Here is a 21,518-nt window from a genome sequence, read left to right on the forward strand (position 1 = left end):
AATACCAATGGCAAGCTTGATCAACTGCCCGCATTGCGGCGTGCGACCCAAGGAAGAATTCTCCATTCGCGGCTCGGCCTCCGTCGTCCGGCCGGTGCCGACCGCGCCGGATGAGGACTGGAACCGCTACGTCTTCATCCGCGATAACGAGCGCGGCCGGATTGAGGAATATTGGCATCATAGCGCCGGATGCCGCCGCTGGCTGGTCGTCGAGCGCAGCAATGTCACGCACGAGGTCTTTTCCGTTACCGATGCCGAGGACAAGGCAAAGGAGGCGGCGCGATGACCTCTTATCGTCTGTCGAGCGGTGGTCTCGTCAATCGCAGCCGCCCACTGTCCTTCCAGTTCGACGGCAAGGAAATGAAGGGTCTGGAAGGCGACACACTCGCCGCCGCCCTGCTCGCCAATGACCAGATACTGGTTGGCCGCAGCTTCAAATATCATCGGCCGCGCGGCATCCTGACGGCCGGTTCGGCGGAGCCCAACGCGCTCGTCACCATCGGCAAGGATGGCCGGACCGAGCCGAATACGCGTGCTACCGTCGCCGAGCTCTATCAGGGCATGAGTGCGGTGAGCCAGAACCGCTGGCCGTCGCTGAAGTATGATTTTGGCGCGATCAATGGGTTGTTCTCGCCCTTCCTCGGCGCTGGCTTCTACTACAAGACCTTCATGTGGCCGGCTGCCTTCTGGGAAAAGATCTACGAGCCGCTGATCCGACGTGCTGCCGGCCTCGGCAAGGCGGTCATGCAGGCCGATCCGGACCGTTACGAGAAGGCCTGGGCGCATTGCGACCTGCTCGTGATCGGCTCCGGTCCGGCGGGGCTAATGGCGGCTCTGACCGCCGCCCGCGCCGGCTTGCGTGTCGTATTGGTCGACGAAGGCTTTAGACTTGGCGGCTCGCTATTGTCGGAAAAGCTGACGATCGGCGGCGCTTCCGCTGACGTTTTCGTGCAGGCGACGCTTGAGGAATTGCAGAGCTTCGAGAACGTCACCTTGATGCCGCGTACCACCGTATTCGGTTGGTATGATGGCAATGTTTTCGGTGCCGTCGAGAAGGTGCAGAAGCATGTGGCGATGCCATCGGCCGACCTGCCGGTGGAGCGGCTCTGGCGCATCGCCGCCAAGCGCGCCATCCTTGCCTCGGGCGCCGAAGAGCGACCGCTGGTGTTCGGCGGCAATGATCGCCCGGGCGTGATGATGGCCAGTGCCATGCGCAGCTATCTCAATCGCTATGGCGTCGTTGCCGGGCAGAAGGTTACCGTCTTCACCAATGGCGGCTCCGGATACCGAACTGCCGCCGATCTCACCGCTGCAGGCGTGGAGATTTCGGCAATCCTCGACACGCGAGCCGCGTCGGCCGATGTTGCTCCGCAAGGCGTGCGCGTGGTTCATGCGGCAAGCGTCCACGCGACCAAAGGCAAATATCGCATCAGTGGCGTCATTGCAGACCGCGGCGGGCTGGATGAGCTGATCGCCTGCGATGCGCTGGCCATGTCGGGTGGCTGGTCACCGATCATCCATCTTGCCTGCCAGCGGGGTGCCAAGCCGGTCTGGTCCGACGAGAAGCAGGCCTTCATCGCACCGATCGTCTCTGGCGAGCTGGAGATTGCCGGTTCGGCTGCGGGTATCGAGAGCGTTTCCGGCTGCCTCGCCGATGGCGCGCAGAAGGCGCGAGGGGTCATCGAAAGCCTGGGCCGCACGGCTCATGCGGAAGATTTGCTTGAGGTTGATGGCGAGTACGATCCATCCTTCGCGGCGATCTGGCATGTGCCGGGTGCCAAAGACAAGGCATTCGTCGACTTCCAGAACGACGTCCATACCAAGGATCTTGGCCTCGCGCTGCGCGAAGGCTTCGGTCATGTGGAGCATGCCAAGCGCTATACGACAAGCGGCATGGCGACGGACCAGGGCAAGCTTGGCAATGTCAACGCCGCCGGCATCATCGCCGGCATGCGCGGCATCAGCCCGGCCGCCGTCGGCACCACGACATTCAGGCCCTTCTACACGCCAGTGTCCTTCGGTGCGCTGGCGGGAACCGCACGCGACAAGCACGCGCAGCCGGTTCGGGAATCGCCGCTGCATGGATGGGCGAAGAAGAATGGCGCGAGCTTCGTCGAGGCCGGCCTCTGGTATCGTTCATCCTGGTTTGCCCGACCGGGCGAGAAGGGCTGGCGCGACAGTGTGGACCGCGAAGTCCTCAACGTCCGCAACAATGTTGGGATCTGCGACGTGTCGACGCTCGGCAAGATCGAGATTTTCGGCAAGGATGCGGCTGAGTTCCTCAATCGTCTCTATTCCAACGCCTTCCTCAAGCTGCCGATCGGCAAGGCGCGCTATGGCTTGATGCTACGCGAAGACGGTATGGTTTTCGATGACGGCACGACGAGCCGGCTGACGCCTGACCATTTCTTCATGACGACCACGACGGCGATGGCCGGCGAGGTGATGACGCATATGGAATTCTGCGCGCAGACGCTTTGGCCACAGCTCGACGTTCGCTTCGTGTCCTCGTCCGATCAATGGGCGCAGATGGCGATTGCCGGCCCGAAGGCGCGGCTGGTGCTGGAGCAGATCGTGGAAGATGATATCTCCGACGCGTTCTTCCCCTTCCTTGCTGCAGCCGAAATCATGCTGAAGGGGGGGCTCAGGGCACGCCTGTTCCGCATTTCTTTCTCGGGCGAGCTCGCCTATGAACTAGCGGTGCCGGCCGGTTATGGCGAGGCGGTGGCTGATGCCATCATGGAGGCCGGCAAGGCGCATGGCGTCTGCCCCTATGGCGTCGAAGCGCTCAACGTGCTGCGTATCGAGAAGGGACATGTCACCCATAACGAACTCGATGGCCGCACCACGCCTGACGATGTCGGGCTTGGTCGCATGATGTCGACGCAGAAGCCGGATTTCATTGGCAAGCGGCTATCTACCCGCTTCGGCCTGACTGCCGCCGACCGCGGCCAGCTTGTGGGCCTGAAGCCGATCGATACGGCCAAGGAAATTCACGCCGGCGCGCATATTTTGAAGGAAGGTGCGAGACCTTCGACGGTGAACGATCAGGGGCATGTTTCCTCAGCGTGCTTCTCGCCGACGCTCGGCCATTCCATCGCGCTCGCTTTCCTGAAGTCGGGCCGGGAACGCATCGGCGAGCGCGTGGTCGTCTGGGACGGATTGCGGGGTGAGGAAGTGGCAGCAGAGGTTTGCAGCCCAATTTTCGTTGATCCCGACAACAAGAAGCTTTTGGGGTGATGGATTGATGAGCGTCGCGTTTCAGAACAGGCATGTGCTGGAAGATCATATTTCCGGCTTCGAAGCTGCCGCCAATCCGAATCATCTCGCCGTCGTGCGTCATCCGGCCATCTTCTCTGTGCTCGCCAGGGCCGGCGATCAAGACGGTATTCTGGCAAGCCTGAAGGCATTGAAGGATGTATCGGTTCGCGATGTCGGACCGAGGGAATGGTTCGTGGTATCGGAGACGCTCAGCGCCGATAGCGTCGCGCGGGATCTCTTCACGCTCGATCCCGCCCGGGCCTCTTTCTTCGAGCAGAGTGACGGTCGCGTCATGCTTCGCATTTCTGGTCCCAGCGTTCGCCGTATCCTTGCCAAATGCGTGGCGGTCGACTTGCATCCGCAGGTTTTTGCCGAGGGGCAGTCGGCCAACATGCTGTGCTGTCACGTCAGCGCCAATGTTGCCCGCACCGGTCCGGATCATTTCGAAATCATCGTGCCGCGCTCCTATGCCGGCAGTGTCTTCGAAGAGATTATGGAGATGGGGCGGGAGTTCGCGCTCACGGCCGGTTTCGCCGACTGAAAAGCCTCGTGGTGGCGGAGGTCGAGCGCCTTGCCGACCGGCCTTTGCCGTCGATAGCCGATGGCGCGATCCGAACAATTGCGATGGCGCAAACAGACATATTGGTTTCGCAGTTCGGGCTATTTGGCCTGTCGGATAGTCTCTAGGTTTCCTCTCAAATACGGTCGGTCGCGCGGGAAGACACCCGGCGGCTTCGTGCCGAAAACAGGGGATTCCCAATGAAAAGCCATGCCAAGGTCGTCGTCATCGGTGGCGGTGTCGTCGGATGTTCGGTGCTCTATCACCTGACGAAATTCGGCTGGACCGATGTCGTGCTGCTCGAGCGCTCCGAGCTGACATCCGGCTCGACCTGGCATGCTGCCGGCGGCATGCATACGATCAACGGCGATCCGAACGTTGCCAAGCTGCAGAAATATACGGTCGAGCTCTATAAGGAGATCGAGGAATATTCCGGCCAGGACATCGGCCTGCACCTCACCTCCGGCCTGATGCTGGCGGCCACCCCGCAGCGCTTCGACTGGCTGAAATCCATTCTCGCCAAGGGGCGCTACAATGGCCTGGAAGCGACGCTGCTGACGCCGAAGGAAGCGCATGAAATGATGCCGCTTCTCGATCCCGATCAGTTTGTCGGCGCGCTTTACGACCCCGTCGAAGGCCATCTCGACCCCTATGGCACCACGCATGCCTATGCTCGCTCGGCCAAGAAGAACGGTGCGGAAATCTACCTGCATACCAAGGTGGAAGAGCTGGTACAGCGCGAGGATGGTTCCTGGCGGGTCATCACCAACCAGGGCGAGATCATCGCCGAGCATGTCGTCAACGCCGCCGGTCTCTGGGCGCGCGAAGTCGGCCGTATGGTCGGGCTGGAGCTGCCGGTGCTTGCGATGGAGCATATGTATCTGATCACCGAGGACATGCCCGAGGTCATCGACTTCAACAAGACGACGGGCAAGGAGCTGATGCACTGCGTCGACTTCGATGGCGAGATCTATCTGCGCCAGGAGCGGCAAGGCATGCTGATGGGCACCTATGAAAAGGCCTGCCGTCCATGGTCGCCGGTGACGACGCCCTGGGATTTCGGTCACGAGCTGCTGGCCGAGGATATTGAGCGCATCACGCCGGAGCTGGAAGTCGGCTTCCGCCATTTCCCGGCCTTTAACAATGCCGGCATCAAGAAGATTATCAACGGCCCCTTCACCTTTTCGCCTGATGGCAATCCGCTTGTCGGCCCCGTGCGTGGCTTGAGGAACTATTGGTCGGCCTGCGCCGTCATGGCCGGCTTCAGCCAGGGCGGCGGTGTGGGGCTCGCACTCGCCAACTGGATGATTTACGGCGATCCGGGCTTCGACGTTTTCGCCATGGACGTTTCGCGCTATGGCGACTACGCGACGCTCGCCTATACGAATGCCAAGGTACGCGAGAACTATGCTCGCCGCTTCTCGATCCGCTATCCTAACGAGGAGCTGCCGGCCGCTCGTCCGCTGCTGACGACGCCGATCTACGATAAGCTGAAACAAGCCGGCGGCGTATTCGGCGCTTATTATGGTCTCGAGCAGGCCCTGTGGTTCGCGCCGCAGGGTGAGCTCGACCAATTCTCCTGGCGCCGCTCCAACGACTTCGATGTCGTCGGCGCCGAAGCCAGGGCGGTGCGCGAGAGCGTCGGCCTAATGGAGACCTCCGGCTTTGCCAAATATTCGATTAAGGGACCGGGGGCGGAAGCTTTCCTCGATCGGCTGTTGAGCTGCCGCATTCCGGCCATTGGCCGGATGACGCTGGCACCGATGCTGAAGCACGACGGCAAGCTGATCGGCGATTTCACGCTGGCGAAGCTGGGCGAGGGGGATTTCCTTCTCATCGGCTCCGGCATTGCCGAAGCCTATCACATGCGCTGGTTCGAAGGACTGCTGCCGAAGGACGGCTCGGTCCGGCTCGAAGCACTCGGTCTTTCGCTTCTCGGCCTGTCGATCGCCGGTCCGAACGCCCGCAAGCTGCTGCAGAAGCTGACCCATCAGGATCTCTCGACCGCCGCCTTCCCGTTCATGTCCATTTGCCGCATGGATATCGGTATGGCGCCTGCGATCGTCGGCCGCGTTTCCTATACGGGCGACCTCGGCTATGAAATCTGGATGAAGCCGGAGCATCAGCGCTATATCTTTGACCTTCTGATGCAGGAAGGTGCCGAGTTCGGCATCCGGCTCTTTGGGCTGAGAGCGCTGAATGCGCTGCGCCTCGACAAATCCTATGGCAGCTGGGCGCGTGAATACCGACCACTCTATGGGCCGTTCGAGGCCGGCCTCAACCGATTCGTGGCGCTGTCCAAGGAGGCCGATTTCATCGGCAAGGCGGCCGCCGCCAAGGAAAAGGCGGAGGGCGGCGCGTTGCGCCTGCGGACCTTCATCCTCTCGGCCAGGGATGCCGATGTCATCGGCGATGAGCCGATCTATCACAACGGCGCGGTCTGTGGCTGGGTGACGTCAGGCGGCTATGCTCATGCTTCCGGTCTTTCCGTCGCTGTGGGCTACGTGCCGAAGGAAATCGCCGACGAGGTGCAAGGCTGGTCGATCGAACTGCTTGGCGAGCTCTTGCCGGCAAGGCTGCAGGCCGAGCCGCTGTTCGATGCGGATGGTGCCAGGATGCGGGCGTAAAGTCGCGGTTCAGGCGATCGTTATGGCGGGCCTGACGAGGCCTGCCTCTGACAAGAGCTCTTCAGAGTGTAGGCGCCGCTTCACGGTTTTGGCTAATTTTGAGCCACGGCCTGCCGCTTTCGTGTCATTTTTGGTCGGATTCGCATCAGCGCACGGCGATTTGAAAAGAATTTGTCAATTTCTCGCCTTTTTGGCTTCACATTTCCTTCGAAACCAGTATGGAATCGCGCCCATAGGCCTCTAGAAGGAACCTAAAAAAGCAATAAGAGATGCGGTCGTATGACGCCGCATCCAGGGGAAGTGATATATGGATTATTTTATCCAGCAGCTCTTAAACGGGCTGACTCTCGGGTCGATCTACGGCCTGGTCGCTATTGGTTACACCATGGTTTACGGCATCATCGGCATGATCAACTTTGCCCACGGTGATGTTTTCATGCTCGGCGGCTTTGCTGCTCTTATCACCTATCTGGTTCTCGTTTCGCTCTTTGCTGGCCTGCCGGTCGCGATCATGCTGCTTGTCATGCTGATCGTCGCCATGCTGATGACGAGCCTGTGGAACTGGGTGATCGAGCGGGTGGCTTATCGGCCGCTGCGCGGATCGTTCCGCCTCGCGCCGCTCATCACGGCAATCGGCATGTCGATCGTTCTGTCGAACTTCATCCAGGTTGCACAGGGGCCGCGCAACAAGCCGATCCCGACGCTGGTGGGCGATGTCTACAATTTCGGCGGCGTCTCGCTGTCTCTGAAGCAGATCATCATCTTCATCATCACAGTCGTGCTGCTCGCCGCCTTCTGGTACATCGTCAACAAGACGGCGCTTGGGCGTGCCCAGCGGGCGACCGAGCAGGATCGCAAGATGGCGGCGCTGCTCGGCATCAATGTCGACCGCACCATCTCCATCACTTTCATCATGGGTGCGGCACTCGCTGCTGTCGCCGGCACGATGTATCTGATGTATTATGGTGTGGCCAACTTCACGGACGGTTTCGTGCCGGGCGTCAAGGCTTTCACGGCGGCGGTTCTGGGCGGCATCGGCTCGCTTCCGGGCGCTGTTCTCGGCGGCCTGATGATCGGCTTCATCGAGTCCTTCTGGTCTGGCAATTTTCCCATCGCGTATAAGGATGTCGCCACGTACGGCATCCTTGCCTACGTGCTGATCTTCAAGCCGACGGGCATTCTCGGTCGGCCGGAAGTCGAAAAGGTATAACGCCATGGCAAATTCAAACTTCGTTGCAGGCAAGACCGCGCCCGGTCTTGTCCAGAAGGGGATTACGGACGCCCTCTGGACCGCTGTCATATCCTTCGGCATGTTCGTCCTCTATATCGGTCTCAAGACCGATCAGAATATGGACAACAAGCTGATTATCGTGCAGCGCTGGGGTCTTCTGGCGATCATCGTCGCGATCGCTACCGTCGGCCGCTTCATCATGACGGTCTTCGTCCAGCCTTATCTGGCAGCGCGAAAGGCAGCCAAGGCCAAGGTCGTGCAGGTAGAGGGCGAACAAAGCTTCGTCTCCAAGCATTTCAACAAGATCGCCCTTGTGTTTCTGCTGATCTATCCGATAGCGGCGGTGGCAATCCTCGGCCCGCAAGGGGCGCTGACCTATGTCGACAATTTCGGCATCCAGATCCTCATCTACGTGATGCTTGCCTGGGGTCTGAACATCGTCGTCGGCCTCGCCGGTCTGCTCGACCTGGGATATGTCGCCTTCTATGCGGTCGGCGCCTATTCCTATGCTCTGCTATCGATGCATTTCGGCCTATCCTTCTGGCTGCTTCTGCCGATTTCGGGCATTCTGGCAGCGCTTTGGGGGATGGTCCTGGGCTTTCCGGTGCTGCGCCTCAGGGGTGATTACCTGGCGATCGTGACGCTTGCCTTCGGTGAAATCATCCGCATCGTGCTGACCAACTGGACCGATGTGACGCAGGGAAGCTTCGGCATCTCCAACATCACCAAGGCATCGCTTTTTGGCCTGTATACTTTCGATATGAAGGATCCGCACAACTTCGTCCGCAGTTTCGGTCTGCCGATCTCGTCGGCCTGGTACAAGGTTTTCCTGTTCTACGTGATCCTGCTGCTCTGCATGCTGACCGCCTATGTCACCATCAGGCTGCGCCGCATGCCGATCGGACGTGCGTGGGAAGCGTTGCGTGAGGATGAAATCGCCTGCCGTTCGCTCGGCATCAATACGGTGACGACGAAGCTGACGGCTTTTGCCACCGGCGCCATGTTCGGCGGTTTTGCCGGCTCCTTCTTCGCGGCGCGTCAGGGCTTCGTCTCGCCGGAATCCTTCGTGTTCCTCGAATCCGCCGTGATCCTCGCCATCGTCGTTCTCGGCGGCATGGGGTCGCTGAAGGGCATCGCGATTGCCGCGATCGCCATGGTTGGCGGCACCGAATTGCTGCGCAACATGAGCTTCCTCAAGACCGGGCTGGTCTTCGGCGATACCACGATCATTCCCGGTTTCGGCCCGGACTTCACACCGGAACTCTACCGCATGCTGATCTTCGGCCTCGCTATGGTGGTCGTTATGATCTTCAAGCCGCGCGGCTTTGTCGGCACGCGCGAGCCGACCGCTTTCCTCAAGGAGCGAAAAGCGGTTTCAGGCAGCTTTACCAAGGAGGGCCACGGCTGATGAACGCTGTGACCGCAAACCCCAGCGACGTCCTCTTGAAGGTCGACCACCTGTCAATGAAGTTCGGCGGCCTGATGGCGATCAACGACTTCTCGTTCGAGGCCAAGCGTGGCGATATCACCGCGCTGATCGGGCCGAACGGCGCCGGCAAGACGACCGTGTTCAACTGCATCACCGGCTTCTACAAACCGACGATGGGCATGCTTACGCTGCAGCAGAAGAGCGGCAAGGAATATCTCCTGGAACGGCTGCCGGATTTCCGGATCACGCGCGAAGCCAAGGTGGCGCGTACCTTCCAGAATATCCGTCTGTTTTCGGGCCTCACGGTGCTCGAAAACCTGCTGGTGGCGCAGCACAACAAGCTGATGCGTGCCTCCGGCTACACGATCCTCGGCCTGCTCGGCATCGGTCCCTATCGAGCCGAAGCGAAGAATGCGATCGAATTGGCGCGCTTCTGGCTCGAAAAGGCCGATCTCATCGATCGCGCCGACGATCCTGCAGGCGACCTTCCTTACGGCGCGCAACGCCGCCTGGAAATCGCTCGTGCCATGTGTACGGGGCCGGAACTGCTTTGCCTGGACGAGCCGGCTGCCGGTCTCAATCCTCGCGAATCTCTGGTTCTCAACGAATTCCTTCGCAGCATCCGCAAGGACACCGGCACATCGATCCTGCTGATCGAACACGACATGTCCGTGGTCATGGAAATTTCCGACCATGTCATCGTGCTCGAATATGGGCAGAAGATCGCCGATGGCACGCCGGATGAGGTCAAGAACGATCCTCGCGTGATTGCCGCCTATCTGGGCGTCGAGGATGAGGAAGTGGAAGAGGTGATTGCCGAAGTCGAGCACCTCCAAGAGGGTGAACATTGATGGCGGGGCAACCACTTCTCAAAGTTGCGGGTGTCGAAACCTATTACGGCAATATCCGCGCCCTTGCCGGCGTCGATATCGAAGTCAATAGCGGCGAGATCGTCAGCCTGATCGGCGCCAACGGCGCCGGCAAATCGACGCTGATGATGACGATCTGCGGCAGCCCGCAGGCGCGCACCGGCTCGGTCACCTTCGACGGCCGCGATATCACGCGCATGCCGACGCATGAGATCGCGCGGCTTCGCATCGCGCAGTCGCCCGAGGGTCGGCGCATCTTTCCGCGCATGACCGTCTATGAAAACCTGCAGATGGGCGCGAGTCTCGACAAGCTCAAATATTTCAACGAGGACGTCGAGAAGATCTTCACGCTCTTCCCGCGGCTGAAGGAGCGCCAGTCGCAGCGCGGCGGAACGCTTTCGGGCGGCGAGCAGCAGATGCTGTCGATCGGCCGCGCACTGATGGCGCGTCCCAAGCTGCTGCTGCTGGACGAACCCTCGCTTGGCCTGGCGCCGCTGATCGTCAAGGGCATCTTCGAGGCGATCAAGGTTCTGAACCAGACCCAGGGGCTGACTGTGTTCCTCGTCGAGCAGAACGCCTTTGCGGCGCTCAAGCTTTCCGACCGCGCCTATGTGATGGTCAACGGCCGGGTGACGATGAGCGGTTCCGGCAAGGAACTGCTCGCCAATCCGGAGGTGCGTGCCGCCTATCTCGAAGGCGGTCACCATTGAGTTTCGTTTCGCGGAGAATTTAAGATGCAGGGACTTCTCTTCGACACCGATACCGGCGGGCGCATGGTCATCCGCGCTGTTATCGTCATTCTCGGTTTCTGGACCGCATGGCGCGCTGGCCGCGCCGTTGCATCCAGCTGGGAAACCTATCCGCTTGTCGTCATCTACAGCTTTCTGATCGGCCTTGGCCTGCAGTTTCTGCACCATGCGCTGTTCAATGGCCCGGTTTTCGACGTCACCATCTACATCATCGATGTCGTGCTTCTGCTTGTTTTTGCGACGGCGGGATACCGGTATCGACGTACCGATCAGATGGTGAATAATTATTACTGGCTCTATGAAAAGACCTCGGCCTTTTCGTGGAAGAAGAAGAATTGACAGTGCGCCTAAACTAGGCACAGTCTGCGTACAACCAAGAGCGTCACCCAGCCCCATAAAAACAGACGGGAACGGGCAGGGGTCATGCTTCCAGAGTTCGGAATGCAAGCGTTACCGGCGTGATGATTGGTGGGTATCGCGCAGGGCAGATCAAACGGAACCCGCTTAAAAATTGGGAGTAATAATATGAAGAAGTATCTTCTGTCGGCGGTGGCCTTGTCGGCGATGATCGCTTTCGGCGGCGTTGCGAAGGCCGACATTATTGTTGGCGTCGGTGGTCCGTTGACGGGCCCGAATGCTGCGTTTGGCGCGCAGCTTCAGAAGGGTGCAGAGCAGGCAGCTGCGGACATCAATGCGGCCGGCGGTATCAATGGCGAAAAGATCAAGATCGAACTCGGCGACGACGTCTCCGATGCCAAGCAGGGCGTTTCGGTCGCAAACAAGTTCGTCGCTGACGGCGTGAAGTTCGTTGTAGGTCACTTCAACTCGGGCGTTTCCATCCCGGCTTCGGAAGTCTACGCTGAAAACGGCATCCTGCAGATCACGCCCGCTTCGACGAACCCGAAGTTCACCGAGCGCGGCCTGTGGAACACGTTCCGTACTTGCGGTCGTGACGACCAGCAGGGCGAAGTTGCCGGCAAGTATATCGCCGACAATTTCAAGGGCGCCAAGGTTGCCGTCGTTCACGACAAGACCCCGTATGGTCAGGGCCTAGCTGACGAGACCAAGAAGAACCTCAACGCCGCCGGCGTGACGGAAGTTCTTTATGAAGGCATCACCCCCGGCGACAAGGACTACTCGGCCCTGATCGCGAAGATGAAGCAGGCTGGCGTCGACTTCGTCTACTACGGCGGTCTGCACACGGAAGCTGGCCTCATCATGCGTCAGATGGCCGACCAGGGCGTGAAGGCTCACTTCATGTCCGGTGACGGTATCGTCTCGAACGAGCTGGCATCGATCGCCGGCGACGCCGTCGACGGCACGCTGATGACCTTCGCGCCGGATCCGCGCAAGAACCCGGCTTCCGCCGATCTCGTCGCCAAGTTCCGCGCTGCCGGCTACGAGCCGGAAGGCTACACGCTGTACTCCTACTCGGCTCTGCAGGTTATCGCTGCCGCCGCCAAGGCTGCCGGTTCCAACGATCCGATGGCCGTTGCCGACGCGCTGAAGGCAAAGGGTCCGTTCAAGACCGCAATCGGCGACCTCGGCTTCAACGCCAAGGGCGACATCACCCGTCCGGACTACGTCATGTACAAGTGGTCCAAGGGCTCCGACGGCAAGTACAACTACGCCGAAATTTCGAAGTAAACTTTGCGACGCCGGTTTCCGGCATCAGCAAGATTTGGGAAGCCCGGCCACTGGTCGGGCTTTTTCATATCTGCGATATCGGTTCGCCATTTCCTTCATGCCGAAGCTGCTTTAAGTCTCCCTTGTATCGGCAGGAGGATCACAGCATGAGCAAACCCCGTATTCTCGTGACCCGGCGCTGGCCATCGGCGGTCGAGGCGGTGCTTTCGGAGCGTTTCGACACCACTTTGAACAGGGATGACGCAGCACTCGATGCGGGGCAGCTGCGCGAGGCGCTGCTCACTTATGATGCGGTCCTGCCGACGGTTTCCGACAAGCTTCCGGCCGCGCTTTTCGAGGGGGCGATCCGCTCAAAGGTCCTTGGCAATTTCGGTGTCGGCTTCAACCACATCGATATCGCTGCTGCCAAGGAAAAAGGCATAGCCGTCACCAACACGCCGGGCGTGCTGACGGATTGCACGGCTGATATCGCCATGTTGCTGCTCCTCTCCGTTGCCCGACGCGGCGGCGAAGGCGAGCGCGAGGTTAGGGCTGGCACCTGGGCCGGCTGGCGGCCGACGCATCTCGTCGGCACGAAGGTGACGGGCAAGACTGTCGGCATCATCGGCTTCGGCCGTATCGGTCGTGCCTTCGCGCAGCGCTGTCACTTCGGCTTCGGCATGGATGTTGTTTTCTATAATCGCTCGGCAATAGATCCGATGGAAGCTTCGCGCTATGGCGCCATGCAATTGCAAACCGTCGAAGATGTTCTGGAAGTCTCCGACTTCGTCTCGCTGCACTGTCCGGGCGGCGCCGAGAACCGCCATCTGATGAATGCGGCTCGCCTCGCAGCCATGAAGCCCGGCTCTTTCCTGATCAACACGGCAAGGGGCGATGTGGTCGACGAGGCGGCGCTGATATCGGCATTGGAGCAGGGAACGATCCGCGGTGCCGGTCTTGATGTCTATGAAGCGGAGCCGCATGTTCCCGAACGGCTGCGGGAGTTGGAGAATGTCGTGCTTCTGCCACATCTCGGCAGTGCCACGGAAGAGACGCGCACGGCCATGGGTATGAAGGTGGTGGACAATATCACTGCCTTCTTTGCCGGGCGCGAGCCACCGGATCGTGTGATCTAGGCAGAAACACAGAAACCCAGACTGCGATACGACGTTGCCGGACAGGCCGCGCGTCCACGAGGTGGCGGCATCAATCACTTGAAGTGCTGTCATATGTGCCGTTTTCCGGCAAGGAGGAACAGTGTCTGAGAATGACTATGATGCGTTCGCAGCCGCCTATCAGGCCGACAATGAGAACAATGCCTGGAATGCTTATTATGAGCGACCTGCAATTCTCTCCCTCGCCGGCGACGTTGCCGGACTTCGCGTTCTCGATGCGGGTTGCGGAGGCGGGGCTCACGCTACCGCCCTCGTCGATCGGGGAGCGGTTCTGACCGGCGTCGATGCGAGCGCGGGCTTGCTCGAAATCGCACGGCGCCGCCTGGAAGGGCGGGCGCGATTATTGCTGGCCGATTTGAACGAGCGATTGCCTTTCGAAGACGGCGCCTTCGATTTGGTCATGGCCTCCTTGGTCATGCATTATCTGCACGATTGGTCGCGGCCTCTTTCGGAATTCAGGCGTGTCTTGTCCGATGGCGGCCGCCTGATTTTTTCGACGCATCATCCGTTCATGGATCATGATCCGGTCAGCGGAGAAAGCTATTTCGAGACCTATAATTTCAGCGAGACGTGGCACCGTGGCGGCAAGGACATCACCATGCGATTTTGGCATCGGCCGCTGCATGCCATGTTCGATGCGCTAAGATCGGCCGGATTTCGGATCGATATCGTGAGCGAGCCGCAGCCAGATCCCAGGGTCAGCACTCTTTTTCCCGGCGCATACAAGAGCCTGACGACCAAGCCGCGCTTCCTCTTCTTCTCGGCAGTGAAGGGCTAGATGCGCTTTGCAGGGAGAGCTTTGTGTCGACCTGCTGCCGATACCTGTTCAGCCCACTGAAGCTCATTGCCTTTCTTTTCGGCGTTTGACGAAAAATTCAGCTGATTTGGCCGGTTTCAGATCGACATTGCGGGAGATCGCATAAGGCACAGGAATTGCTTGCATTTATTCCTTGCCGGGCTTCAATGGCCGGGCTTTGGCATGACGTGATGTGTGGAGAGGCTGATGGCAATGATGGCGGCAGGCACGAGACCGCAGCGGGCGCGGGGTCGCGGCCATCTTGCGGCGAAGTCGCTTGGCGGCCGTACGCGTCTTGCCGAGCTTTTCCAGGAAGGGGCTGCCAAGATCAGGCTGCCGGAAACCTTCGATCATTCGATGGAGGCGGTCATCATCAACACCGCCGGCGGTCTCACCGGCGGCGACCGGATGGATTGGAGTGTCGTTGCCGGGCCGGGCACGCGCATCGACGTGACGACACAGGCTTGCGAGAAGATCTACAAGGCTTCGAGGGGCACGGCTGAAGTTGAAACCTCGATCAAGGTCGGCAGTGGCGCTCGGGTCGATTGGCTGCCGCAGGAGACCATCCTGTTCGATCGCGCCTCGCTTTCACGTGCATTGAATGTCGAGCTTGACGAAACGGCCGAATTCCTTGCCGTCGAGGCGATCCTGCTCGGGCGGAAAGCCATGGGCGAGGCGATGGAGCAGGGGCTGTTTCGCGATCGCTGGCGCATCCGCCGCGGTGGTCGTCTGGTTCACGCCGAGGAGTTGCGGCTGGATGGCGATGTGGCTGCATTGACCGCCAAGATGGCCGTGTTGAACCGTCAGGTTGCCTTTGCGACCTTGCTTTACGTCGGGCCGCTGGCTGAGACCTATCTCGGCCGCGTCCGGCCGCTTCTTGAAACGCATATGGGCGGCGCCAGCCACTGGGGCGAGAAGCTCGTCGTGCGGCTCGCTGCCGCCGATGGCTTCGCGCTCAGAAAAATCCTTATTCCGATCATTTCTGCCTTGCGCGACGGAGCGCCCGTGCCGAAAGTCTGGAATCTGTAAATTGAGCAAACAGCAATCACATAGGTAGGCGATGAACCTCACTCCGAGAGAAAAAGACAAGCTGCTGATTTCGATGGCGGCGATGGTAGCGCGGCGGCGGCTGGAGCGCGGCGTCAAGCTCAATCATCCCGAAGCCATTGCGCTGATTACCGATTTCGTGGTCGAAGGCGCACGCGACGGCCGCCCGGTCGCCGAGCTGATGGAGACCGGCGCCCATGTCATCACGCGCGATCAGGTGATGGAAGGCGTTGCCGAGATGATCCATGACGTTCAGGTCGAGGCGACGTTCCCCGACGGCACCAAGCTCGTGACCGTCCACGAACCCATCCGATGAGGTTGCCATGCTGGAGCTGAGGCCCAATTGCGAATGCTGCGACAGGGATCTGCCGCCGGAAAGCGAGGAGGCGATGATCTGCACGTTCGAGTGCACTTTCTGCGCCGATTGTGCCAATACGGTGCTGGACGGCGTCTGCCCGAACTGCGGCGGCGACTTCGCGCGGCGTCCTGTCCGTCCGGCAGCCTTGCTCGCCAAATATCCCGCTTCGACCAAGCGTGTTCTGAAAGCTGAGGGATGCGCGCCCGTCCGGGCCGCATGAGGAGAGAACCATGATCCCAGGTGAAATCATCGCCGCAGGCGGCGACATCGAACTCAATGCCGGAGCGCCGACTGTGACGCTTGAGGTTTCCAATACCGGCGATCGGCCGGTTCAGGTCGGGAGCCACTATCATTTTGCCGAGACCAATGCCGGGCTTTCTTTCGATCGCGACAAGGCAAGGGGCATGCGGCTCGACATTCCCGCCGGAACAGCCGTGCGCTTCGAGCCGGGGCAGACGCGCGCGGTAACGCTGATCCCGCTGTCGGGCAAGCGCGAAGTCTACGGCTTCCGTCAGCAGGTCATGGGCAAGCTGTAGAGTCTCCGGGGAAGCGCAATGTCGATGAAATTGCTTGCATCCGCTGCCGCTCTTGTCGCCGTTCTGGTTTGCGGCCCGGTCTTTGCGCAGAAAACCGCGAAGAAATCTGGGGCCGATTGCGCCAATGCACAGACGCAGACGGACATGAATATCTGTGCTGTGCTCGAATTCGGTGAGGCCGACAAGGCGTTGAATGCGCAATACAAGAAGACGCGCGCGGCGATGGTCGCCATCGACGCGGATCTCGACAACAACATGAAGGGCGCGGAAAAGGCGCTTATCAAGGCGCAGCGAGCCTGGGTGGATTATCGCGACGGCGAATGCGAGGCCCAAGGGTTCCAGGCGCGTGGTGGCTCCATGGAGCCCATGCTCGTCTCCGGCTGCAAGGCGGACCTGACGAAGAAGCGGACCAAGGAATTGAAGGACCTCGCCGATGGACCGGAGGGCAACCAGTGAGTTCCAGGCGTAGCGTAATGATTGTCGGTAATGGTGAGGTTGCGGCAGGTGCCGCAGCCGTCATCGATGCCGCCGATCTTGTGATCCGTTTCAACGATTGCCGCTCGATGGGGGCCGGCGGCAGCCGAACCGACGTCGTTGCGGTGTGCAATACCGGCCGGCCGGCGCGCGCCATGCTCGGCTCGGCCGAATGGCGCAAGAGCCCTGCCGTTGCTTCCGCATCCGAGATCTGGAGCGTGCGCGATCCGGTCAAATTCGCGGCGCTGCGCACGCCGCTGGCGATCTCGCATCCGGAACTCGACGATTTCTGCGACGACTATACCGACCAGTTCACCGCCTTCTGTCAGGCAACCGGCAAGCGGCATGTCGTGATCGGTCAATCCATTCACGAAGGCGTCGATGCGGCACTCGCAGAGCATGATCCCGGCTCCTACGTTGTGCCGAGCAGCGGCATGATCGTGATTGCCGATGTGATGGCGCGTTATTCCGACGACGATATCGCCATTACCGGTTTCAGCCACACGGGCTGGGAAGAACATCCCTTCGCCGCCGAGAAACGGCTGGTGGACGCCTACATATCCCTCGGCCGCCTGAGGCGACTTGCCGACACGAACCTCCTCTCTGCCTCCCAAGGAGATTGATTGATGCCCTACAGGATTTCCCGCGCCGCCTATGCCAACATGTTCGGACCGACCGTCGGCGACAAAGTGCGTCTGGCCGACACCGAATTGTTCATCGAAGTGGAGAAGGATTTCACCACCTATGGCGAGGAGGTGAAGTTCGGCGGCGGCAAGGTCATTCGCGACGGCATGGGGCAAAGCCAGGTGACGCGAGCAAATGGCGCGGTCGATACCGTCATCACCAATGCGCTGATCCTCGACCATTGGGGGATCGTCAAGGCGGATATCGGTTTGAAGGACGGCCGCATTGTCGCGATCGGCAAGGCCGGCAATCCGGACATGCAGCCCGGTGTCAACATCATCGTCGGACCCGGCACGGAAACAATCGCCGGCGAGGGCAAGATCGTCACCGCCGGCGGCATGGACAGCCATATCCATTTCATCTGCCCGCAGCAGATCGAGGAAGCGCTGATGTCGGGTATCACCACCATGCTTGGCGGCGGCACCGGGCCGGCGCATGGAACGCTGGCAACAACTTGCACGCCCGGCCCCTGGCATCTGGCGCGCATGATCGAATCCTTCGACGCTTTTCCGATGAATATCGGCCTCTCGGGCAAAGGCAATGCGTCTTTGCCCGCTGCCTTGGAAGAGATGGTGCTCGGCGGTGCCTGCTCACTCAAGCTGCATGAGGACTGGGGCACGACGCCGGCGGCGATCGACTGCTGCCTCAGCGTTGCCGACGAATACGATGTGCAGGTGATGATCCACACGGATACGTTGAATGAAAGCGGCTTTGTGGAAGATACGATCGGTGCCATCAAGGGTCGCACCATTCACGCCTTCCACACGGAAGGCGCGGGCGGTGGCCATGCGCCCGATATCATCAAGATCTGCGGCCAGTCGAACGTCATTCCGTCTTCGACCAATCCGACGCGGCCCTATACGGTTAATACGATCGCAGAGCATCTGGACATGCTGATGGTCTGCCATCACCTATCGCCGTCGATTCCTGAGGACATTGCCTTTGCCGAAAGCCGTATCCGTAAGGAGACGATCGCCGCGGAGGATATTCTCCACGATATCGGCGCCTTCTCGATCATTTCATCCGACAGCCAGGCCATGGGCCGCGTCGGCGAAGTGGCGATCCGCACCTGGCAGACCGCCGACAAGATGAAGCGCCAGCGCGGCCGCCTGGCGCAGGAGACCGGCGACAACGACAATTTCCGTGCGAAGCGCTACATCGCCAAATATACGATCAATCCGGCGATCGCGCATGGCGTCAGCCACGAGGTCGGTTCGATCGAGGTCGGAAAGCGTGCCGATCTGGTACTCTGGAATCCAGCCTTCTTCGGCGTGAAGCCGGAGATGGTATTGATCGGCGGCTCCATCGCGGCTGCTCCCATGGGCGATCCGAATGCCTCGATCCCGACGCCGCAGCCGATGCATTATCGGCCGATGTTCGGCGCTTATGGCAAGAACCGGACGAATTCCTCTGTGACCTTCGTTTCGCAGGCGGCGTTCGATGCCGGGCTTGCCGGCAAGCTCGGCGTTGCCAAGGCGCTGCTGCCCGTCAAGAACACGCGCGGCGGCATTTCCAAGGCATCGATGATCCACAACAGCCTGACGCCGCATATCGAGGTGGACCCGGAAACCTATGAAGTGCGGGCCGATGGCGAGCTTCTGACCTGCGAGCCGGCAACCGTGCTGCCGATGGCGCAGCGCTATTTCCTTTTCTGAGGATATTTTGGACGCCGATTATCGGCAGATATGAAAACCCCGGTTTTCCGGGGTTTTCATATGTTGCGCACTGGACGCAGCAATATCAATGACATGGCATGGTGGCTTGCCATTGCGCATTTCTGCCGGCAAACCGGATTTGGTGGATGTACCTTCCCGTCTGTTCACAACTTGGGAAATGCGCAGCATTTTAATCATTCCATTAAAGACCTGGAAGCGTCTTCACCCCTATCTCACATGATTGAAATAGTGGGCTGAGGAAGGTGAATCGCATGAAGCAATGGATTTCGCTGCAGGCCGAACTCGGTAATTTTCAGCAGCGACGTGCGATTTTTATTTTCGCGCTTAAGATGAGTTTCGTCGCCGTCATCATGTCGCTTGCCATCATCCTGGTGCTGCTTTTTGTGATGCAATGGCTTGATCTTCTGCCATTGCCGATCTTCGAGGCGATGCGTTTTGGCGTTTTGCTGGCATGGATCATCGGGGGCACCGTGTCCGGCGCGCTTGCGGTGCTGGCAGGCTTTTCCATCCACAGGCTCGCGGTCTCCCGTGCTGAGTTCGAGCGGTTGAGCCGCACCGATATGCTGTCCGGCCTGCTCAACCGCCGTGCTTTCACCGAGGCGTTGAGTATGGCCGGAGATGGCGCTTCCCTGGCGATTTTCGATCTGGATCGGTTCAAGGCGATCAACGATCGTTTCGGGCATGCATCCGGTGATGCCGTGATCGTTGCGGTCTCGCGGCTATTTTCCGATGCCTTCACCGGAGAAGACGTGATTGCACGGCTTGGCGGTGAAGAATTCGGCGTCATCATTCATGGCGGTGATACGGCCGAGCGTATCGCGCGCGTTGAGGAGATCAAGGAGCAGATCGCCGAACATTCGATCGCCATTGAAGGCGGGTCGGTGAAGATCACCATTTCCGCCGGGATTGCCGATATTGGCGCGGATCGCAAGACGGAGACCGTCTACGCCGCCGCCGACAAGGCGCTTTATCTTGCCAAGACGCTCGGCCGCAACCGTGTCATGCACGAGCGCGAGCGTCTGTCGCAGGTCTGGCATCGCTGCGCCACGGAGCAGGAACAGGAGGCAACGACGGATGTCAGGGAACTGCAACGCTATGTGCAGCGGATGTGAGGCTTCCATGCGCCATTGATGCTTGCGCGGGAGGCGACTATTTTGCATGGTCTGACAAAGTATTAAACTGGAACAGTCATGCTACGCGTCACTTCCTATCTGCCGGCCGGCACTCCTTCCTCCAATCCGATCGATCGTGTCGTCCTGCCGCATGATCTCAGGCATCTGCGCCGCAAACTGCTGCATCTCGAAAATGGCGAGATGGTCATGCTCGACCTCAAGGAACCGGTTCTGTTTGCCAGCGGCGATCTGCTGGTGCGCGAGGATGGCGAGCTGATTGAGATCGTTGCAGCTGATGAAAAGCTTTTCGAGATCCGCCCGCGCGATCGCAGGCATCTGATCGAGCTTGCCTGGCATCTCGGCAACCGCCATCTCCCCGCGCAGATCGAGGAGGAGCGTATCCTGATCCTGCGTGACCATGTGATCCGGTCCATGCTTGAGGGGCTGGGGGCTGTCGTGACCGAAGTCAGCGAGCCTTTCCAGCCCGCGCGAGGCGCCTACCACGCCCATGGAGGCCATTCGCACGGCCACGACCATCATCATGGTCAGGGGCATGACCACGGACACGATTATCACAACCATTCGCATGATTGAACCGTGATGACTAACGCGGTGGTTTCAGATGATGGCGACCTGCAGGCGCTGTTGCGGCTGATGGCATGGCTGTCGCCAGCGTTTCCTGTGGGATCGTTTGCCTATTCCGGCGGTTTGGAGCGTGCGGTGCATGACGGCCTGGTGCGCGACAGCACCGGCCTCAGCAATTGGATTGCCGCGCTCATTGAGCATGGCTCCGCGTGGAATGATGCAGTGCTGCTTGTGGAGGCGCACGGGGCGGGCACAGATGTGCAGCGGCTTGCGACCGTTGCGGAACTTGCCGAGGCGCTGGCTGGCTCGAAGGAGCGGCATAACGAGACCATGCTGCTTGGAGATGCCTTTCTCTCGGCCGCTGCCGCCTGGCCACATGCGATCTTTTCCATGCTCCCGGCAAGGACGGCCTATCCGGTTGCGGTTGGCGCCGTCGCAGGTGCGCATGGCATTGCCGTCGAGAAGGCGGCTGCCGCCTTCCTGCATGCGCTGGCCTCGCAGATGGTATCTTCCGGCATTCGGCTTGGTGTCAGCGGCCAGAAAGATGGTGTCGCCGTTCTGGCGCGGCTGGAAGGTCTGTTTGCAGATGTCGCGCGCCGCGCTGCTCAATCCAGCCTCGACGATCTTGGCGCTGCGACCATACAGGCCGATATTGCGAGCCTGCGGCATGAGACCCAGGGCACGAGGCTCTTCAGGTCATGATGGCGTTACAAAGAAGATATTG

Annotated in this window: 22 protein-coding genes; all 22 read left to right on the forward strand. The window is 60.2% G+C overall.

The features are described from left to right. The first annotated feature begins 7 nt into the window (after positions 1-7). The 22 genes from JJQ51_RS19070 to JJQ51_RS19175 all read left to right on the forward strand — a co-directional run bounded on the left by JJQ51_RS19070 (position 8) and on the right by JJQ51_RS19175 (position 21,496). Positions 8-286, forward strand: a complete 279-nt coding sequence (locus JJQ51_RS19070) for a sarcosine oxidase subunit delta (RefSeq protein ID WP_069611715.1) — start codon at positions 8-10, stop codon at positions 284-286. Then, positions 283-3,240, forward strand: a complete 2,958-nt coding sequence (locus JJQ51_RS19075; protein ID WP_269245102.1) for a sarcosine oxidase subunit alpha family protein — start codon at positions 283-285, stop codon at positions 3,238-3,240. The genes JJQ51_RS19070 and JJQ51_RS19075 overlap by 4 nt, the downstream gene beginning before the upstream one ends. Before the next feature lie 7 nt (positions 3,241-3,247). After that, positions 3,248-3,802 (forward strand): sarcosine oxidase subunit gamma, encoded by a 555-nt coding sequence (locus JJQ51_RS19080; RefSeq protein WP_113330253.1) that lies wholly within the window; start codon positions 3,248-3,250, stop codon positions 3,800-3,802. A 218-nt stretch (positions 3,803-4,020) separates the two neighbouring features. Then, positions 4,021-6,447 carry a GcvT family protein gene (locus JJQ51_RS19085; RefSeq protein ID WP_269245103.1) on the forward strand — a complete coding sequence of 809 codons (2,427 nt, stop codon included), beginning with the start codon at positions 4,021-4,023 and terminating at the stop codon, positions 6,445-6,447. Positions 6,448-6,754: 307 nt separating this feature from the next. Next, positions 6,755-7,657 carry a branched-chain amino acid ABC transporter permease gene (locus tag JJQ51_RS19090; RefSeq protein WP_269245104.1) on the forward strand — a complete coding sequence of 301 codons (903 nt, stop codon included), beginning with the start codon at positions 6,755-6,757 and terminating at the stop codon, positions 7,655-7,657. 4 nt (positions 7,658-7,661) lie between these two features. Beyond that, complete coding sequence (livM, locus tag JJQ51_RS19095) at positions 7,662-9,086, forward strand: high-affinity branched-chain amino acid ABC transporter permease LivM (protein WP_113330250.1); 1,425 nt, start codon at positions 7,662-7,664, stop codon at positions 9,084-9,086. Next, on the forward strand, positions 9,086-9,958 hold the full coding sequence (locus tag JJQ51_RS19100; protein ID WP_069611709.1) for an ABC transporter ATP-binding protein: 873 nt from the start codon (positions 9,086-9,088) through the stop codon (positions 9,956-9,958). The genes livM and JJQ51_RS19100 overlap by 1 nt, the downstream gene beginning before the upstream one ends. Beyond that, positions 9,958-10,686 (forward strand): ABC transporter ATP-binding protein, encoded by a 729-nt coding sequence (locus tag JJQ51_RS19105; RefSeq protein ID WP_069611708.1) that lies wholly within the window; start codon positions 9,958-9,960, stop codon positions 10,684-10,686. Before JJQ51_RS19100 ends, JJQ51_RS19105 begins: the two co-directional genes overlap by 1 nt. 24 nt (positions 10,687-10,710) lie before the next feature. Continuing rightward, complete coding sequence (locus JJQ51_RS19110; RefSeq protein WP_095435603.1) at positions 10,711-11,064, forward strand: DUF6867 family protein; 354 nt, start codon at positions 10,711-10,713, stop codon at positions 11,062-11,064. A 186-nt stretch (positions 11,065-11,250) separates the two neighbouring features. Continuing rightward, complete coding sequence (locus JJQ51_RS19115) at positions 11,251-12,372, forward strand: branched-chain amino acid ABC transporter substrate-binding protein (RefSeq protein WP_095435602.1); 1,122 nt, start codon at positions 11,251-11,253, stop codon at positions 12,370-12,372. Between the two features lie 146 nt (positions 12,373-12,518). Beyond that, positions 12,519-13,487, forward strand: coding sequence for a 2-hydroxyacid dehydrogenase (locus JJQ51_RS19120; RefSeq protein ID WP_269245105.1), 969 nt, complete (start codon positions 12,519-12,521; stop codon positions 13,485-13,487). 121 nt (positions 13,488-13,608) lie between these two features. Continuing rightward, positions 13,609-14,304: a class I SAM-dependent methyltransferase gene (locus JJQ51_RS19125; protein ID WP_269245106.1), complete on the forward strand. Its 696-nt coding sequence runs from the start codon at positions 13,609-13,611 to the stop codon at positions 14,302-14,304. Positions 14,305-14,529: 225 nt separating this feature from the next. Continuing rightward, complete coding sequence (locus JJQ51_RS19130) at positions 14,530-15,351, forward strand: urease accessory protein UreD (protein ID WP_269245107.1); 822 nt, start codon at positions 14,530-14,532, stop codon at positions 15,349-15,351. Positions 15,352-15,382: 31 nt separating this feature from the next. After that, positions 15,383-15,685, forward strand: a complete 303-nt coding sequence (locus JJQ51_RS19135; protein ID WP_015340839.1) for an urease subunit gamma — start codon at positions 15,383-15,385, stop codon at positions 15,683-15,685. Positions 15,686-15,692: 7 nt separating this feature from the next. Next, positions 15,693-15,947, forward strand: a complete 255-nt coding sequence (locus tag JJQ51_RS19140) for a DUF1272 domain-containing protein (protein WP_269245108.1) — start codon at positions 15,693-15,695, stop codon at positions 15,945-15,947. Between the two features lie 10 nt (positions 15,948-15,957). Next, on the forward strand, positions 15,958-16,263 hold the full coding sequence (locus tag JJQ51_RS19145; protein ID WP_269245109.1) for an urease subunit beta: 306 nt from the start codon (positions 15,958-15,960) through the stop codon (positions 16,261-16,263). Between the two features lie 18 nt (positions 16,264-16,281). Then, the gene (locus JJQ51_RS19150) at positions 16,282-16,719 is read left to right on the forward strand and encodes a lysozyme inhibitor LprI family protein (protein WP_183813741.1); all 438 of its coding nucleotides are present in this window, start codon (positions 16,282-16,284) and stop codon (positions 16,717-16,719) included. A 17-nt stretch (positions 16,720-16,736) separates the two neighbouring features. After that, complete coding sequence (locus JJQ51_RS19155; RefSeq protein ID WP_269245135.1) at positions 16,737-17,360, forward strand: Urease operon accessory protein; 624 nt, start codon at positions 16,737-16,739, stop codon at positions 17,358-17,360. A gap of 3 nt (positions 17,361-17,363) precedes the next feature. After that, on the forward strand, positions 17,364-19,076 hold the full coding sequence (gene ureC, locus JJQ51_RS19160) for an urease subunit alpha (RefSeq protein WP_113330244.1): 1,713 nt from the start codon (positions 17,364-17,366) through the stop codon (positions 19,074-19,076). A gap of 272 nt (positions 19,077-19,348) precedes the next feature. After that, entirely contained in the window at positions 19,349-20,209 is an 861-nt protein-coding gene (locus JJQ51_RS19165) for a GGDEF domain-containing protein (protein ID WP_113395461.1), read from the forward strand. Positions 20,210-20,287: 78 nt separating this feature from the next. Then, on the forward strand, positions 20,288-20,803 hold the full coding sequence (gene ureE, locus JJQ51_RS19170; protein ID WP_145316308.1) for an urease accessory protein UreE: 516 nt from the start codon (positions 20,288-20,290) through the stop codon (positions 20,801-20,803). A gap of 6 nt (positions 20,804-20,809) precedes the next feature. Continuing rightward, on the forward strand, positions 20,810-21,496 hold the full coding sequence (locus JJQ51_RS19175) for an urease accessory protein UreF (protein ID WP_269245110.1): 687 nt from the start codon (positions 20,810-20,812) through the stop codon (positions 21,494-21,496). Positions 21,497-21,518 lie beyond the last annotated feature (22 nt).

The sequence above is a fragment of the Rhizobium sp. AG207R genome (assembly GCF_027109195.1).
Classification (GTDB): domain Bacteria; phylum Pseudomonadota; class Alphaproteobacteria; order Rhizobiales; family Rhizobiaceae; genus Rhizobium; species Rhizobium dioscoreae.

Excerpts from the sequence above, each read along its gene's own strand:
- JJQ51_RS19135 (WP_015340839.1), top strand. The coding sequence starts at position 15,383 with ATGAACCTCACTCCGAGAGAAAAAGACAAGCTGCTGATTTCGATGGCG.
- JJQ51_RS19120 (WP_269245105.1), top strand. The coding sequence starts at position 12,519 with ATGAGCAAACCCCGTATTCTCGTGACCCGGCGCTGGCCATCGGCGGTC.
- JJQ51_RS19130 (WP_269245107.1), top strand. The coding sequence starts at position 14,530 with ATGGCAATGATGGCGGCAGGCACGAGACCGCAGCGGGCGCGGGGTCGC.
- JJQ51_RS19165 (WP_113395461.1), top strand. The coding sequence starts at position 19,349 with ATGAAGCAATGGATTTCGCTGCAGGCCGAACTCGGTAATTTTCAGCAG.
- JJQ51_RS19080 (WP_113330253.1), top strand. The coding sequence starts at position 3,248 with ATGAGCGTCGCGTTTCAGAACAGGCATGTGCTGGAAGATCATATTTCC.
- livM (WP_113330250.1), top strand. The coding sequence starts at position 7,662 with ATGGCAAATTCAAACTTCGTTGCAGGCAAGACCGCGCCCGGTCTTGTC.
- JJQ51_RS19145 (WP_269245109.1), top strand. The coding sequence starts at position 15,958 with ATGATCCCAGGTGAAATCATCGCCGCAGGCGGCGACATCGAACTCAAT.
- JJQ51_RS19100 (WP_069611709.1), top strand. The coding sequence starts at position 9,086 with ATGAACGCTGTGACCGCAAACCCCAGCGACGTCCTCTTGAAGGTCGAC.
- JJQ51_RS19175 (WP_269245110.1), top strand. The coding sequence starts at position 20,810 with ATGACTAACGCGGTGGTTTCAGATGATGGCGACCTGCAGGCGCTGTTG.
- JJQ51_RS19070 (WP_069611715.1), top strand. The coding sequence starts at position 8 with ATGGCAAGCTTGATCAACTGCCCGCATTGCGGCGTGCGACCCAAGGAA.
- JJQ51_RS19090 (WP_269245104.1), top strand. The coding sequence starts at position 6,755 with ATGGATTATTTTATCCAGCAGCTCTTAAACGGGCTGACTCTCGGGTCG.
- ureE (WP_145316308.1), top strand. The coding sequence starts at position 20,288 with ATGCTACGCGTCACTTCCTATCTGCCGGCCGGCACTCCTTCCTCCAAT.
- JJQ51_RS19110 (WP_095435603.1), top strand. The coding sequence starts at position 10,711 with ATGCAGGGACTTCTCTTCGACACCGATACCGGCGGGCGCATGGTCATC.
- JJQ51_RS19085 (WP_269245103.1), top strand. The coding sequence starts at position 4,021 with ATGAAAAGCCATGCCAAGGTCGTCGTCATCGGTGGCGGTGTCGTCGGA.
- JJQ51_RS19150 (WP_183813741.1), top strand. The coding sequence starts at position 16,282 with ATGTCGATGAAATTGCTTGCATCCGCTGCCGCTCTTGTCGCCGTTCTG.
- JJQ51_RS19155 (WP_269245135.1), top strand. The coding sequence starts at position 16,737 with ATGATTGTCGGTAATGGTGAGGTTGCGGCAGGTGCCGCAGCCGTCATC.
- JJQ51_RS19105 (WP_069611708.1), top strand. The coding sequence starts at position 9,958 with ATGGCGGGGCAACCACTTCTCAAAGTTGCGGGTGTCGAAACCTATTAC.
- ureC (WP_113330244.1), top strand. The coding sequence starts at position 17,364 with ATGCCCTACAGGATTTCCCGCGCCGCCTATGCCAACATGTTCGGACCG.
- JJQ51_RS19075 (WP_269245102.1), top strand. The coding sequence starts at position 283 with ATGACCTCTTATCGTCTGTCGAGCGGTGGTCTCGTCAATCGCAGCCGC.
- JJQ51_RS19115 (WP_095435602.1), top strand. The coding sequence starts at position 11,251 with ATGAAGAAGTATCTTCTGTCGGCGGTGGCCTTGTCGGCGATGATCGCT.
- JJQ51_RS19140 (WP_269245108.1), top strand. The coding sequence starts at position 15,693 with ATGCTGGAGCTGAGGCCCAATTGCGAATGCTGCGACAGGGATCTGCCG.